Source organism: Aeromonas sp. 130281 (genome assembly GCF_056642115.1).
Window position 1 is genome coordinate 671,740 of sequence record NZ_JBWVQS010000001.1, and the last position, 16,172, is coordinate 687,911.

Annotated in this window: 12 protein-coding genes; 1 reads left to right on the forward strand and 11 read right to left on the reverse strand. The window is 57.0% G+C overall.

The features are described from left to right. Nucleotides 1–2: 2 nt before the first annotated feature. From tssE to hcp1, 11 genes are all read right to left on the reverse strand, one after another. On the reverse strand, nucleotides 3–434 hold the full coding sequence (gene tssE, locus AC1IN8_RS02915) for a type VI secretion system baseplate subunit TssE (protein ID WP_139436159.1): 432 nt from the start codon (nucleotides 432–434) through the stop codon (nucleotides 3–5). Between the two features lie 6 nt (nucleotides 435–440). Continuing rightward, nucleotides 441–1,919, reverse strand: a complete 1,479-nt coding sequence (gene tssC / locus AC1IN8_RS02920; RefSeq protein WP_025326629.1) for a type VI secretion system contractile sheath large subunit — start codon at nucleotides 1,917–1,919, stop codon at nucleotides 441–443. A 36-nt stretch (nucleotides 1,920–1,955) separates the two neighbouring features. Beyond that, on the reverse strand, nucleotides 1,956–2,459 hold the full coding sequence (gene tssB, locus AC1IN8_RS02925) for a type VI secretion system contractile sheath small subunit (protein ID WP_139436157.1): 504 nt from the start codon (nucleotides 2,457–2,459) through the stop codon (nucleotides 1,956–1,958). Nucleotides 2,460–3,144: 685 nt separating this feature from the next. After that, nucleotides 3,145–4,530, reverse strand: coding sequence for a tetratricopeptide repeat protein (locus AC1IN8_RS02930; RefSeq protein WP_479758010.1), 1,386 nt, complete (start codon nucleotides 4,528–4,530; stop codon nucleotides 3,145–3,147). Between the two features lie 117 nt (nucleotides 4,531–4,647). Further along, nucleotides 4,648–5,106, reverse strand: coding sequence for a hypothetical protein (locus AC1IN8_RS02935; RefSeq protein WP_479758011.1), 459 nt, complete (start codon nucleotides 5,104–5,106; stop codon nucleotides 4,648–4,650). A 277-nt stretch (nucleotides 5,107–5,383) separates the two neighbouring features. Next, complete coding sequence (locus tag AC1IN8_RS02940; RefSeq protein ID WP_479758012.1) at nucleotides 5,384–5,605, reverse strand: hypothetical protein; 222 nt, start codon at nucleotides 5,603–5,605, stop codon at nucleotides 5,384–5,386. A gap of 2 nt (nucleotides 5,606–5,607) precedes the next feature. Beyond that, nucleotides 5,608–10,458, reverse strand: a complete 4,851-nt coding sequence (locus AC1IN8_RS02945) for an RHS repeat-associated core domain-containing protein (RefSeq protein ID WP_479758013.1) — start codon at nucleotides 10,456–10,458, stop codon at nucleotides 5,608–5,610. After that, on the reverse strand, nucleotides 10,455–11,186 hold the full coding sequence (locus AC1IN8_RS02950) for a DUF4123 domain-containing protein (protein WP_479758014.1): 732 nt from the start codon (nucleotides 11,184–11,186) through the stop codon (nucleotides 10,455–10,457). Before AC1IN8_RS02950 ends, AC1IN8_RS02945 begins: the two co-directional genes overlap by 4 nt. Further along, nucleotides 11,176–13,221 carry a type VI secretion system Vgr family protein gene (locus AC1IN8_RS02955; RefSeq protein WP_479758015.1) on the reverse strand — a complete coding sequence of 682 codons (2,046 nt, stop codon included), beginning with the start codon at nucleotides 13,219–13,221 and terminating at the stop codon, nucleotides 11,176–11,178. The genes AC1IN8_RS02950 and AC1IN8_RS02955 overlap by 11 nt, the downstream gene beginning before the upstream one ends. Nucleotides 13,222–13,463: 242 nt before the next feature. Next, nucleotides 13,464–13,682: a hypothetical protein gene (locus AC1IN8_RS02960; RefSeq protein ID WP_139436145.1), complete on the reverse strand. Its 219-nt coding sequence runs from the start codon at nucleotides 13,680–13,682 to the stop codon at nucleotides 13,464–13,466. Between the two features lie 58 nt (nucleotides 13,683–13,740). Beyond that, nucleotides 13,741–14,259 carry a type VI secretion system effector Hcp1 gene (gene hcp1, locus AC1IN8_RS02965; RefSeq protein ID WP_025326621.1) on the reverse strand — a complete coding sequence of 173 codons (519 nt, stop codon included), beginning with the start codon at nucleotides 14,257–14,259 and terminating at the stop codon, nucleotides 13,741–13,743. A gap of 652 nt (nucleotides 14,260–14,911) precedes the next feature. On the opposite strand from hcp1, the gene AC1IN8_RS02970 reads away from it, so the two are divergent. After that, entirely contained in the window at nucleotides 14,912–16,126 is a 1,215-nt protein-coding gene (locus tag AC1IN8_RS02970) for a hypothetical protein (protein WP_319917877.1), read from the forward strand. Nucleotides 16,127–16,172: the final 46 nt, after the last annotated feature.

Consider the following 16,172-nt stretch of genomic DNA (forward strand, 5'->3'; position numbering starts at 1 on the left):
GATCAGACCATGCGGTAGTGACGGTGGCTGTCCATATGGACGTTGAACGAGGTAACCTGCTCGATATGCTCCAGTCTCACGTGGGCCGTCACCTGAAACGACATCTCGAGCGGACTCGACTGATGATCGGGTGAACGCACATCCACATGCACGATCCGCGGCTCATAGCGGCGGATGCATTGCCGGATCGCCTCACGGATCCGCCCACGGATGTCGGCGCTGCCCTGGGTGGCATCATTGAGATCGATGACACCGAGTTCGGGCGCGCTACGACAATTGCCGGGGCGAGTGTTGAGGATCTGATCGAGCTGGCGTTTGACCGAGTCGATCAGCTCCTCAACGTCCGATTGGGGGGAGGAGACGAGCCCCTCCCCCCGGATCCGGTCAAACAGACTGGCCGCATTGCCTCTATCCCAGGAAGAGAGATACGGCATCGGGCATTATTCCTTGTCCAGACGACCCACCAGGGAGAGCTCGAAGCTGGCCCCCATGTACTTGAAGTGCGGGCGCACGGCCATGGCGACCTGATACCAGCCCGGCTCCCCTTCCACGTCCAGCACCTTGATCTGGGCGGCACGCAGCGGGCGACGGCTGCGCACGTCTGCCGGCGGGTTCTCCTGATCGGCCACGTACTGCTTGATCCAGCCGTTCAGTTCACGCTCCAGATCCTGACGCTCCTTCCAGGAGCCGATCTGCTCGCGCTGCAGCACCTTGATGTAGTGTGCCAGGCGATTGATGATGAACATGTAGGGCAGCTGGGTACCGAGCTTGTAGTTGGTCTCGGCTTCCTTCCCTTCCTTGGTGTTCGGGAACACCTTGGGTTTTTGCACCGAGTTGGCGGAGAAGAAGGCCGCGTTGTCGCTGTCCTTGCGCATGGTCAGGGTGATGAAACCCTCTTCGGACAGCTCGTATTCACGACGGTCGGTGATGAGCACCTCGGTCGGGATCTTCGCCTGCAGCTGACCCATGGCCTCGTAGACATGCACCGGCAGATCATGGATGGCACCGCCGCTCTGGGGACCGATGATGTTCGGGCACCAGCGATACTTGGCGAAGCTGTCGGTCAGGGAGGTGCCCATCAGATAGGCGGTGTTGCCCCACAGGTAGTGGTCGTGATCCGAGCTGATGTCTTCCTGATAGTTGAAGCCCTTGATGGGGTTTTCGGTCGGATCATAGGGCAGACGGGCCAGGAAACGCGGTGCGGTCAGCCCCAGATAGCGGGCATCTTCCGATTCACGCAGGGAACGCCACTTGGTGTAGGACGGGCCTTCGAAGACCGACTTGAGATCCTTGATGGAGGGCAGATCGGTGAAGCTGTCCACGCCAAAGAAGGCCGGTGCGACGGAGGAGATGAAAGGCGCGTGGGCCATGGCCCCCACCGCACTGACATACTGCATCAGCTTGATGTCGGGGGAGCTGTGGGTGAAGGCATAGTCGCCGATCACGGCGCCGACAGGCTGGCCGCCAAACTGGCCGTAACCGGTCGAGTAGACATGCTTGTAGAGGCCGGACTGGGTGATCTCGGGCGAGAACTCGAAATCTTCCAGCAGCTCTTCCTTGGTCGCATGGAGCACCTGGATCTTGATGTTTTCACGAAAATCGGTGCGATCCACCAGCAGCTTGAGGGAGCGCCAGGAGGACTCCAGCTCCTGCACCTCTTTGGCGTGCAGGATGACGTCCATCTGCTTGCTCAGCTTCTTGTCGAGCTCGACAATCATGCTGTCTACCAGTGCCTTGTTGACCGGCTCCGAGGTGGTACCGCTGTCCAGAATGTTGGCGATCAGGGCGGCAACCCCCTGCTTGGCGACACTGTATCCCTCATCCACCGGGGTGATGCGGGCCTGCGCCATGATTTCGTCCAGCAAGGACGAGGAGGCCGCACTCGCCCCCGCTTGAACCTGTTCTTCGACCAGAGACATATTTTTTCCTTATCAGTCAGTCAATTAATCTGCGGATCACTGCGCAGGCTTAATCAGATCCAGCTCCTTGAGCAGTTGCTCGCGAGCTTCGTCACTGGACAGCAGATCCTGCAAACGATTGCGGAAGGACGGGATATTTCCGAGCGGTCCTTTCAGGGCAACCAGGGCCTCACGCAGTTCCAAGAGCTTGCGCAGCTCGGGAACCTGCTGGGCCACGCTGTCGGGGGTGAAGTCTTCCAGAGACTGGATCTTGATCGACACTGGCAACTCGTCCTGGCTGTTTTCTTCCAGGCGGTTGGGAACGGAGAACTTCAACTCCAGTGCAGATTCTTTCATGACAGAGGAAAAATTATTCTTGTCGATGGAGACGGTTTGACGCTCCTCAATGGGAGTCTCTTCCGTGCGTCCTTTCATATTGCCCACCACCATCATGGTCAACGGAAGCTCTATTTCCGCCTGTTGACCACCGGTTGCCGGCACATATTTGATATTGATACGCTCTTTGGGCGCAACAGTGGCGCCATCAATTCCTTTTCCCATGCTCTAAATACCAAGTTAAGGATCCATGAAGACCCTAAAGCTTATAGCCAATGCATCTGTCAGCAACTGTAAAAAATGACAGTTGACGGGATCGGCAGGGATCCTGACAAAAAAACATCAGCCGACGGCGCATTCTCGATATATACCAAGGCGAAGCTTGGCAACCGAAAACACAGTATGCATCTTGTTACTTAATACAACCCGATAACGTCTCTACTCTTTGTTAGAGATCATCTTGGCTAGAGAGCCATTTGCGACAAATGGTATATTTTAAAATCTAAATTAGTCAACATAAAACTATTTAAAATGGATTTACAAAACAAAAACAAACTAAATAATCAAATAAAAACAATAACTTACATGCAACTCGCAAGACTTGAAATGAAAGATCACAAACAAGGATAAATCAGAAACAACCATTATTGATGTAGGATTAATCTGATATTCAGCCAAGATATTGAGTGAACGTCACTCAATGAACACAGGTCAATCAACAACCTATTTAAAGGCTAATTATGTAACAAGAAGTGTCTGTTGACACATAGGAAGGCCGCCATGATGGTGTTTCATGACGACTTCATGACTGATTAATGACTGATTAATGACAAGAAAAAAGGAGGAATAGCGGCGACAAGATATCATTCATTCACTTTGAATATGTGACATCGGCACGGCATTCATGGTGCTAAATGTCGTTGTGTGGCTGCACCAGCTGACTGTTTTTTTCCAGTGTCACAAACCAGTGCTGCGCCAGCTTCTGTCCAGCTCCCTTCTCTTGTTCTGTCATGCCTTTTTCCAGCTCACGGCTGGCGGCAGTCGCATCTGTATTGCCATCCGTGGCCGCCAGCAAATACCATGCATAGGCATGCAATCTGTTGCGAGGCGCCCCCCAGCCCTGTTCACGCATGGTACCCATACGATATTGGGCTTGACGGTGGTTGGCATTTGCCGCAAGTCGGTACTGTTTCAATGCCAGGCTGTAGTCCGCCTCACCGCCGAGTCCCAGCCGCAACATCTCGCCATAGGCATAGCGGGCATCCACATTGCCTTCACCAGCGGCAAGGGAAAGGCTCTGGCGAGCCGCCTTCAGCTCTCCCCTCTCCTGCTGCAAGAGTGCCAGCTCAAGCTGAGCCTGACTCACCCCACCCGCTGCGGCCAGGGTCAGCCAATGTTCACGGGCAACCGCATCGGTCTGCTGCAGGCTCAACTGGTATTCGGCCTCATGGAAGCCCTGGCCTGCGGCCAGCTCCAGCCAGTACCGGCCCAGCGCCAGATCCTGGGGCACCTGTTCACCCGCCAGATAGGCCTGCCCCAGCCACAGCTGAGCGGATGGCGAACCCGCATTGGCGGCACGCTGATAAAGGGGAAACGCCTCTGCCGTGTTTGCCTGGCGAGCCAGGGTCAACAAGGCATCCGGTTGTTGCTGGGCGGCAGCCTTCTCATACCAACGCAGGGCAAGGTCGGGGCGCTTGCTCACCCCCTTGCCCTGCTCATAGCGCAGGCCGAGCCGATATTGAGCGTCACGATTCCCCTGCTCGGCGGCCTTTTCCAGCCACTGAACCGCATCTGCATCGGCGCCGGGCTGGCTGGCGTACCACTCACCCAGAACCAACTGAGCACCGGCATGATCCCGTTTGGCAGCCTGCTCGAACCAGTCGAGACAGGCGCTCACCAGCTTATCCTGGTGCTGACGCTGGCACTCCTTGCCGAGTTGATAGCTGGCGTCCCGATTGCCCAGCTTGGCCGAACGCTGCCACCAGTCATGGGCCAGCCTGGGGTTCTTGGGCTCACCCAAACCAGCCTGATACCAGCTCCCCACCTGCAGCGCCGCCTTACCGCGAATATCGGCATCCGCCGCCAAAGGCCCGGTTTGATCCGCGGCCTGCTTCATCCAACGCATGGCTTCGGGATAATCCGGCTTGGCCGCCAGACGATTGGCCAGTTCATACTGCACCTTGCCCTGGCCCTGCCGGGCGGCTTGGGCAAGTTCAGATTCAGTGAGTGATTTAGTTGTGGTGCAAGCAATCAGCACACTCGATAATAGTATCAATAATAAAGCTCGATATACCATCTATAACGCCCGCAGAGTTAAACAAGAAGATAATGAAATTACTTTGGCTGTGACGTTGATAATACCACAACCACATTATAAAAAAGCAATAGTATTCCAACGCAAGATAATAATCTATTACAATAGGATATTGGCCAAGCCTGACTGAGGGTATTCATTTTTTATCAAAGATGCATAATGTTGAACGTGGTAATCAAATGTTATGCTATCAATATATTCTTTTGTCACACTGTAGCAAGCATGACCAGGCAGAAAAAAGTCGTCTTCTATTTTGTATGGATAAAAATCCACATTATATATGGAGCAATAGATGTAACAAGCACTAGCGGTAAATTGAAAGAAATCTTCTTTACTATTTTTATCTAGCGTGCCTATGAACGCATTCATTCCTTTCGTAAGATCTTCTAGTGATAGATTCCCCCGTTCAATATAGGTTAGAAGGCGCCCAGTTGAACGGTGATGGCTATGCTCTCCCCAATCTCTGTCCATAACCAAAAAACCCTCATTTCCTTTAAAGAAATTCCATGGTCTTGTTTTGAACTCTGATAAAAACTCGATATTATTATATGGTTTCATTTTTGCAAGGTCATAATGCCATAAAAGAAAATAGGTTCCATATATTTCACTCTGTTATCAGAAAAATGCAATGCAGCCTATTTTTCCCCATTATTCACTTCTCGCCAAGTATACAGACCTAGTTTATAACCACTGCTCGATAGTAAAGATCGCCTTATGCTAGTTAAAAAATCATCGAACCCAAGCTACCTCTATTGAGTTGAAATTCTCTCTCACGACTCAGCCTCGATCGCTTGTTCTCAGTCAAAATGGTGAGAGTCTCAATATTTATTTTGGTCTAACCATAACGATACATAGCTTCATCAAGTATTTCTTTCTCAGCATCAGAGTACTTTGATTGGTCATACCCTCTCATACTCTCCTTAATCCCCCTGATGGGTATTCTTCTATTCTTATCTTTGAGAATTTCAATTAAATTTTCATAGTCAGAAAAAAAATCCTCTTTATGATTTTCAATAAGAATTATTAATTGTTCTCTAAAGTATTCACCTTCGGTCATAATCATTCCTTTGGTAAAATATCAATTGCATCAGCCTTTATATATAAAGACTCATCCGTGTTAGGAACTAATTGTCTAGCACCACCCTTTCCATACTCTGGATAAGCCTCAGTGAATGGTTCTAGATCAGGCCCTTTCCCCCCATGACTTCTAGGCACTTCCACTCTTGGAACACCTGAGCCATCATATAATTGCAATGTATCAAACTTGATACGTAATCGTCCATCACTCCATGACTTATCTGGATCATTCATCTTCACATGTTTTGGCGCTCGAATCTGGAATGCCTCTGTAACCTGATTACCTGTATCTAATTTATCAAAACCGAAATATGACAGTCGAGCTTCTCCTGTATTAATTGCATCCTGTCCATATTTATATAACGAACCATCATCATTTAAATATCGATCATACCGATACCCAGTGCTCGGCAAAGTTGCATCTGGACCACTTGGCCCGACATAAAAATCAGGTTTGCTACCACCCACACTCAGTGGTGATTCCAAAGCATCTTGGCGTTTAGACTGAATACCATAACTAGCATCGGGACACTGTCCCGGCACATTGCTTAACCCCAACGGATCCACCCAGCCGGTGGGGTTGTGTGCGTACTGGTAGTTATTGAGCCCGCCGGCCAAGCCTATCGGGTCGGGGGTGATAAATCTACCGGTGTTGGGCTGGTAGTAGCGGTGGCGGTTGTAGTGAAGTCCCGTCTCGGCATCAAAATATTGCCCCTGAAAACGCAGGGGGGTATCTACCTCGGCCAGCTCCTGCTTCCAGACGTTGCCATAGGCGCGATAACGCACCTGCCAGGCGGTGTGGCCGTCATGATGAGTCAGGGCCAAGGGAGTGCCCAGGTGATCCAGCTGGTAGTGATAAACCTCGGCCTGTTCTCCTTCCCCCTCCAGCTGTACCAAGGGTTTGAAGCTGCCCGGCTCGTAGACAAAGCTGCGATAGATGCCGTCGCTGCGGCTCTCGGCGATGAGATTGTTGGCCTGCCACAAGAACTCGGTCACCAGCTCGGCGCCCTGCCCTTTCTGCCCATTGAGCGTCTTGCGAATGCGGCGACCAAAGGCATCGTAGTCGTAGCGGGCTGTGCTGCCATCAGGCAGCTCGACCGCAATCAGCTGATGCTGACAATCGTACTCATAGCGGGTCACCAATGATTGGCCCTTGCCGCGTCGTTCGACGGCCAGACGACCAAATTCGTCATATTCAAAGTGGCGATCGCCACTGAACAGCAGCCGGTTACCCTGGGTTCTCGCAGGCTCGAATTGAGCCCCCTGAGTCTGGCTCAGCAGGTTGCCCGCCGGATCGTGCAGGAAACGTTCGGTCAGCTCACCGCGCACCTCCAGCAACCGATCCAGCGGGTCGTAGCGGTAGCGCTGCTCCCCTTGCACGCTGTCATTGATCTGCAGCAGGTTACCGGTGCTGTCATAGCCGTAACGCCGCTCACGGGCGGTCCGCTGCTCACGCTGCAGGCGCAAGGCGGTCAGACGCCCCTGCTCGTCGTATTCATATTGCTGGGTCAGCGCCCCCTGGCGGCGGCGCATCTCAAGCCCGGCCAACATCTGGTGACGGGTCAGCTCATTTCCATTGAGATCGACGCCACTCAAGGCACCGTTCAGATAGTGGTAATCGAGACGATTGCCGTCCGGCAGCCGCCACTGGGCGAGCTGCCCCATGACGTCGTGCTTGAAGTAGCTGGAAGCCCACCCCTGATGCTCGGCAACCAGATTGCCGCCCCTGTCATATTCAAAGGCAAGCGGCCAGACGCCATCATTGACCTGGGTCAGCTGGCCATGTTGGTCATAGGAGAACTGGATTTCACGACCATCCGGCAGCAGCTTCCTGAGCAGTCGCCCCATGGCATCACGCTCATAGCGAGTAACCAGCTCTGTCCCCTGCCTGCCAAACTCCACCTTCTCACCGAGGTGGCCATTGAGATCGTAGCGATAGGCGGTGGTGCGGCCATCAAAACCGGTTTCCCGCTCAACCAGCCCGTTGGGGGCGTAGTGGATGCGGTGCTGCTCGCCGTGTTCATTCTCGATCTCGCTCAGGAACAGCTTGGTATTGTCGTAGCGATACTTGAGCTCACTGCCATCGGGGTTGATGCGCCGGCTCACAAGGTGCAGGCCCGGATGATATTCGAAACGGGTCTCGCGCCCCTGCTCGTCCCACTGCGCCGTTACCTTGCCATAAGGGTTGTATTCGAAACGGCGGCTACCACCGCCTGGCAGATGTACGGCCAGCAAGCGATCGGCGGCATCCCACTCATAGCGAGTGATGGCCCCGCGCGGGTCGCGCACCAGGATCTGGCGACCCCGTTCATCATAGCGCCAACGGGTGATGCCGCCGTCGCCCCCTTTCTCTTCAATCAGTTGGCCAAGGCGATTCCAGACCAGTTCAACACGGCTGCCATCGGGTTGCGCCACCCAGCTGAGTTTGCCCTGTGCCGTGTAGCCATAACGGGTCTGCCGACCGAGAGGATCCACTCTGGCAACCACATCGCCCTGCTCGTTGCGCTCGAAACGCCACTCACGATCCCCTTGTACGACTTTGCGAACACGGCCATCCCAGTAGCTGTAGGCCGTCTGGTTGCCATCCGGGGCAACCTCGAGGGAGAGCAAACCCGCATCGTCATACTGATACCGGGTCTCGCCCCCCAGGGCATCGCGAGCCAGCACCTTCTGGCCCTTGTCGTTGTAAACAAATTCAGTGACTGCACCGTCCGGATCCTGCTGGCGCACCAGGCGGGCATTGCTGTCATGCTGGTAGATCTCCAGGCTGCCGTCGGCGTTGTTGACGGTCACCTCTCCCTTGTCATCATCCCAGCCATAGCTGACATCGAAGCGGGCGACGTCGCTCCAGTGACGGATGGCGCGAGCGCTGCTCCCCTCACCTTCCCACTCCCAGAAGAAACCGGCCCCACCCGCGAGACGACGCTCCAGGATCACCCCATCGCTGCGATAACGATAATGCTCCCTCTCTCCTGCCCCATTTTCGGCGGCCACCAGATGGCCTGCGTCATCGTAGTGATAGCGCTGAAGGGTGGCCTGCGGCTGCCAGTTGATGCCATCGAATCGCTGCAACTCGATGGCGGTGAGACGACCTTCTTGGTAGACGAGTCGCAGGGCCAGGCCACCATCGTGCTCAATCCAGCAGGGGCGACCCTCGGCATCCGGGCGCACCGTCAGACGATTGCCATAGACATCCGACATCGCCGTCAATCGGCCTTCATTTCCCTGCCAGATAAAATGCAGGAAGGGGGAGCCGGCCTTGGCCAGGATCACCTCATCGGTTTGATCCCCCAGGTAGGCTGCCGCCTCCGACACCCGGTTGGTTATCATGGGCCTCGTTGTCGACGGCAGCGGCAGCTCGACGGCTAACGACTCGTTATCGCGCCAGATCAGGGTCTCACCGCGGCGTTCCAGCCGGTGTGCCAAAGAGTGACTCCAGCCAGGTCCCATACCGCAGTGCTGCTCTACCGCCGAAGTTCGGTAGAGGCGACCAAAGGTAAAGGGCAGCAGGCCGGGCAGCAGCGCATCTTCCAGCGCCAGCAACTCCTCTCCTGTCACCATGGAGACAGGGCAGTTGTTCTTGCAGGTCTGAGCCTCGAGTTGACTGGATTGACCGGATGGCGTTTTGGCCGGTGTGGACACATCCGGCGTGCTGTTGACCTTCTGGATTTCGGTATGAGACTGGAATTTTCGCTTGGCGGCCGTCGCTTGCTCGACCTGAGTCAGGGCCTTGCCATCCCCCACCAGATTGAGATCGGCCTTCTTGGCCGGATTGAGTTTGGCCACACCGGCCGCCAGTACCTTCTTGGCGGTCTGGGCATGCTGGGCCAGATTGTGCTTCTTGGAGAGCGTGACCAGAGAGGTCACCAGGTGCATCACCCGATCGCTGTTCTTGGCCATGGAGACAGTCTTGGCACCGTAACGGGCCGCAAGGCCGGCGCCGCCAGTCAGCACCACACCGACGATGACGTCTATCAGCACAGAGGCGATCACCTGGGCACCAAACTCGGTCTGCTGATCCGGCGGCAGCAGCTTGACCCAGCTCACCAGGGCATAGGCATAGAGATAAAGCAGCGCCTCATCCTGCAGCACCAGCATGGCCGCCTCCATCTGGGAGGCACCCGCCTCGGCCATGGCGGCCGCATCGACGCCGAACTCGGCCAGTTTCTTGGCATTACCCACCGGATCGGCCAGCAGTTCGTAGATGGTCTTGAGATCATCCCATACCCCGACCAGGGCTTTACCAATGCCGCTGGCTGCTGCCAGAGAATGGCTGCCATATCCGCCACCGGTCGCGCTGTAACGGCTCCAGGCGACCTTGTGTTCGCCGTTCCACTCCTGAGTGAGCCAGGCTTCGAGATCTTTTTGTAGCGGCGCATAGGATGCAAACAGCGCATCGAGATCGCTCTTCTTCACATTGGGGTAGAAGGTCACCCGATAGGATTTGCCCGGGGTGAGCTTGCCAATCTCGGCAATGCCTTTGGCATCCAGGCTGCCCTCCTTGACCACGGCCTCGGGCATGAAACCCGTTCTGGTCATGTTGCCAGCTTCCACCTTGTAAGGGGTGTTGCCGATGGGGATGAAGCGCACAGACTCGAACAGATGAACCAGGCGCAGAGTGCCGCTGAGCGGGCACTGGGTCACGACAGATTGGGCTTTACTGCTGCTGGATGAGGCTTTGATCGTCTTGTCGCCGACCTTGATGGTCTGCTCCATGTCCATGCCGAGCATGTCGCCGAGAAAGAAACTCTCCGCATCCTTGCGGTACTCTTTCAGGGCATTGCGATAGTCGGCAAGTACCTGGTTGAAGACGGCTTGGCCGGCATTGTTCATGCTTGCACCTCTTGACACAGCGCAGCTTCAAGCGCCGGGAATAATTCGGAATCACTCAAGGTGTTGCGTGCGACAAAGCGGGCAACCTTGAGTCGTAAATTGGCTTCGGGAAAGGACCAATAGAGCTGGCCATTCTGATCGGCAAGCTGCTGCATCAGGTTGGTGACAAGGGGGGCTGGATCTCGTTTTGCCAGCGCCGCGGCCAACGATTCGGGCAGGCTCCACCAAGGGAAGGGACGTGGCGCCAAGGGCTCTGAAGGGGCCCATTCAAAGGCTCTGCCACAGACCCAGATCTCGCGCAACTCGGGCAACAGGGAGGTAAAGCGATCCCCAAGTTGTTCGATGATCGACGCCAGGTAAACGCCATCCCAGTGACGAAAAAACACCGCCTCCCCCTGGTGCAGGATCTGGGTCAGCCCCTGTAGATGGGCATAGAGTGTGTCGGCGGGTTGCGCCGTAGAGAGCAGAAATCCCCAATCACGGGCCGGGGTGCTGGACGCCCACTCCATAAAGGCGCTGCCTTCATCCAACGCCACCAGATAGGGCATGACAGGGTGCCAGTCTGCATAGGCAGTGCCGAGATAGAGGCCACGGGGGGTATGACGGCCATCCAGCTGGTAGTAGTGCTGCAAGGGGGCGGCATCGCTGGCCCCCGCCAGCACGGCATACAGAGGGTATGAGCTGTGTGTGCCGACCCACTCGGGTAACGAGATGATCTCAGATCTCACAAGCCCCCTCCTTGCACTTCTCGCACTCCTCACAGAAAGGAGCCGCACTCTTCATGGTGGCGAGCTGAGCCGGGCTCAGCGGCACCTTGGGTGGGGGAGGCACGGTAACCCCCTGGGGATCGATGGGAGACTTGCCCGCCCAACCGGAGCCCGAGCCCGGGCTGCCACCTGAGTTCATCTTGATGGTGGGGCCCACCAGGGTGACGCCACCGCCATCGACCTTGATAAAGCAGCCGCCCACCTTGACGGTAATTTCAGATCCCGCTTCCAGCACCACCTTGGCACCGGCTTTGACATGCACTTCCTGCCCGGCCTGGGTGAGCCAGCTCTGGCCGAGTTTCTGGTGCATGGACGCATCCACGCTCAGCGAATAATCCCCCTTGATCTGGTCGCGTTTTTCGCCCGCCACCGTCAGGTGGTCATTGGCCTTGATGCGGGTCACCCGCTCATTGTCGATATCCCTATGCTCGTCATGCTTGATATGCCAGGCGGCATCGTTTTCGATGAGCAGGTTCAGGTCTTTCTGACCGTGGATGTAGATCTCTTCCTGCCCCGCCTGGTCTTCGAAGCGCAGCTCGTTGAACCCCTCCCCCTGATGGGTCTCGGTGCGAAACACGGTGCGAGTCTTGTGGGCGGGCAACTCATAGGGAGGTCGGTTGGTGGCGTGGAAGGTGCGGCCCGTGACGATGGGCTGGTCCGGGTCCCCTTCGAGGAAACTCACGATGACCTCGTGGCCGATGCGCGGGATGGCCATCATGCCGTACTGACCCCCCGCCCAGCCCTGGGATACCCGCACCCAGCAGGAGCTCTGGTCGTTGGAGCTGCCGTATCTGTCCCAGGGGAATTGCAGCTTCACACGGCCGTGCTCGTCGCAGTAAATCTCCTCCCCCTCCGGGCCCACCACCATGGCGATTTGCGGACCGTCCACCATGGGCCTGTCGGGCGCTTCCGGGCTGCCAATACGGGCCCGCCAGGTCGTGCTCGCTTTTACCACCCCGAATTCGTTGTGGTAGACGGTGGGCCCGCTGCCCCCCTCCTCTTCCAGCGCCTGGGGTTGCGAGCCGGTGTGGCTGATGCGCACCACTTGCCAGTCGGCATTGAGACTGCCATTCGGGTGCTCGGTGAGGGCGAACGTCTGCCCCGGCAGCAGGGCCGCGCAGTTGGACTTGCCGCTGCCGGTGACGGCGTCATTGCGCAGGGCATCGAGTCGGTGCTGGGCAAAGGCCTTGCCGCTCGGGTCCAGCTTGTAGCGGCCCGGGTAGTCGAAGTGCTGATAGGTATCCCGCTGATGGGAGAGCTCCGCCCCCACCTTCTGGTGGGAGAGGCCATAAGCCGGGGTCTTGAAGCTGTAGTCTTTCAGCTCCACATCCGAGGGGCGCACCGCTTCCCGGTAGTGGAACTGGCGAATATAGGGGCCCTGTTCCAGCGAGCGGTTGCCCAGATTGAAGAAAAGCTCGGGGCCGGCGGTCAGGGCGGCCGCGTCGTCGGCAAACACGATGCGATGCTTGCCCTGCTCGAACTCGTGGAAGTAGAACAGCCCCTCTTCGGCGGCGAGGCGATTGACGAAATCGAGGTCAGTCTCACGATACTGGACGCAGTATTCCCGCTTGGCGTGTTCGTTCTTGAGCGCAAAGGCGTAGTCGGTGATGCCGTGCTCTTGCAAGAGGATGGAGAGGATTTCGTCGGGCTTCTGTGCCTGGAAGATGCGGGAGTTCTGACGCAAAGAGAGCCGCCATAGCGCCGGTTTAACGTCAAGGGTGTAGCGGGTGCGGCGAAAGCCGCTGTCCCCTTGAGCAAAGTCACTCACCACCCCGCACACCCGGCGCTGCAGCTCGCCGTTGTACCACACCAAGAGCTCGCAGGGCTGGTCCAGCACGGCGCCGAAATCCACGTCGGGCTCGGGGCTTGCCAGCTCGAGGCGCAGGCGAAATGGCTGGTTGAGCCCCTCTTCCAGGGCAAACTCCGCCACCACGAAGGTGTTCTCGGGCAAGGCCCCCACCTTGACGGTAAATTGTAATCCTGTGCTGTCTGCCATCGGCGCGCCTCTGCTGTGAACCCGGCCCTGCAATACTGCCGGGTGACGTCAAGGGGAGTGAAAGATCCACCCTGGCCGCCACTTTTTCGCCGCCATGGCTACCGCACGCCCAAAGGCGCGCGATTGGAACTTCAGTCGTGATTTTTCTTGTGCTCGCTCACAGCTGCAAACGAGCAGAAGAAAAACCGACGGGGCGTTATTGAGTGGGAGTCACAAGCAGGCCGGCATTCCGGCCTTCGAGATCACGCCAGATTGGTCTGGATGTATTGCGCCATCTGGAGGCTGCGGGCATCACCGCGTCTTTGCAGCTCGGCAATCACCTCCTGCAGGGTGCCGCGATACACCAAAGAGCCCCGCACCAGGGTTCTATGGCTGTGGCCAATGTCGGTGAAGGTGGCGCCCCCTCTGTGCAGGTGAATGTGCGGTTCATTGGTATCGGGATAGAACGACTCTCTTGGCATGATGCCTCCTTGTCTGATTCAGAAAGGGGAGCACCCGAACGAGTGCTCCCTCATGGCATCAAGCCTCGATGGGGGCACGCCAGTCGTCGGCACCCGAGGTACCGGCCACTGTGTGTTCCCAGTCGATCTTGCGGTAGGCCAGGGAGACCTGGATCAGCTGGGTGAAGTCGGCGTTGGCCGGATCCTGGCAGTGAGGCATCTGGCAGTCGATGTCGACTATGGTGGCGTCGGTCAGCACGGTAGAGAAGAAGTGCTCCTGCTTGCCCTCAACAGAGGTGCGGTACCACTTCAGGGTCACTTTCGGCAGCATCTCACCGGAGGCCAGGGAGTTGTACATCAGCGGCACGGCCTTGTTCAGGGCCACGGTGAACTTGAACGGCTTGTGGACACGCTGGCCGGCAGGCTGACCGGATTGCGGATCGGTCGGGACGGTGACGACGTGCTGGAACTCTTGCACCAGCATCTCGTCTTCGTGACCCTGTACGAAGATGTTGCCGACGGAGTCGGAGGTGAAGGCACCGGCGGTGATGTTGCCCTGGGTTTTACCTTCGATGCTGATATAACATGGAGTTGGCATGAGTTTGCTCCTGATTGGTTGAACGGTAATGACACTCAACCGAAACCGTTAGCAGTGACCATGCCAATCTATTTTTTTGTTATAAAACAAATGGTTGAAATTATTTTTCATCCAAGCTTCCATCGACACGCCGCAATGCCTTGCGCATCCAGTGTATATCGCTGGCATTTATTGCAATAACAGCACTTAATCCCACCATTACGGCAAGATATTGCCCGTAACAGCATGTGATACTGCCACCAGCGGTGAACACACGGCTCTTTATGCCGTTATCGCAGCACATCCCTTTCTCTGACACGGCACGGCCCTGAGGCAAGGACCATCACGGGAAAACGGGCACACTCCAAGGGTAAAATTGTCGTGGGCCGATCACATCACCCGTCCTTGGCAAAGGCTATACCTATAGCCATGGGGCTTGGCTCAAAGGCATTGCGATGGAACCCGCCGCCACGGCAGTCATTTTCCTCTGCAAATCCTGTTAAATATGGGATTTTCAGCCAATACATCGGCTGAGTTCAGAGGATCCGTCATGGTGCACTCATGACACCAAGCCCGGATCCCGGCCCGCAGCTCCCTCCCCCTCCACCCTGGTGGCAAGGGGAGCCAGTGGCGGCCGGATGGCACATTTGTCGCACAGCAAGGTGGTCCCATCATGTCGCATCACAGGCCTGTCACCCCGCCCGATCCCCTCAGCCCTCCCCTGTCCGATCCGGGCAACTTCTCCCTGATCCTGGGGGGTCCCCTCTATCAGCTCTGGAGTCGGGCGCATCTTGGTGACATAGAGGCGCACATCAGGCGACGGATCCTCATCCTGAGCGGGGTCTGCTGGCTGCCCCTGTTGCTGCTGTGCGGGTGGGAAGGCAGCCTGCTGCAAGGGGTAGCGGTGCCTTTTCTGCTGGACATAGAGACCCATGTCCGCTTTCTCATCTGCGTCTCCTTGCTGGTGTTCGCCGAACTCATCGTCCACCAGCGCATCCGGGGGATCGTCAGCCAGTTCATCGAACGGGGGCTGATCTCGCCGCTCTCTCTGCCACGCTTTCATGACGCCATTCGCAGCGCCATGGTCTGGCGAAATTCGATCCCCGCAGAGGTCGGCCTCATTCTGTTTGTCTTCTCGATGGGGTACTTCATCCGGACCCACACCTTCATCCTGGAGTCCTCGACCTGGTACGCCACCATGGAAGGGGGGAACCCGACCCTGACCCTGCCCGGTTTCTGGTTCTTCTGGGTAAGCAACCCCATCATCCAGTTCCTGCTCCTGCGCTGGCTCTACCGGATCCTGATCTGGACCCGCTTCCTCTGGCAGGTCTCCCGGATCCCCCTCTCCCTCATGCCGACCCATCCCGATCGCAACTGCGGTCTCGGCTTTCTCGGGGGGTCGGCCTACGCCTACTCGCCGCTGCTGACCGCTCTGGGGGCCCAGCTGGCCGGCTTTATCGCCAACCGGATCTTCTTTGACGCCGCCGTGCTCACCGCCTACAAGCCGGAGATCATCCTGCTCGCCAGCTTCGGCCTGCTGCTGGTACTGGCGCCCCTGACGGTCTTTGCCCCCCATATTCTGGCGGCCAAGCGTCTGGGGCTACGGGAATACGGCGCCCTCGCCGCCGAATACAGCCGCAGCTTCGAACACCGCTGGCTGCGCACGGCGGACAGAGACGGGGAGTCCCTGCTCGGCGCCTCGGATATCCAGTCCCTCGCAGATTTCGGCAATGCCTATGCCGTCATCAAGGAGATAAGGCCCATGCCATTTAGCCGGGACATGTTCCTGCAGCTGGTGCTCGCGACTGTGGTGCCCTTCCTGCCCCTGCTCCTCACCCTCTTCTCCTTCGAGACTCTGCTCGACAGGCTGGTGGGGGTGATCTTCTGATACGGGTGGGGAAGGAAAAAGCGGCATGAGCTGGACGAATTACCAC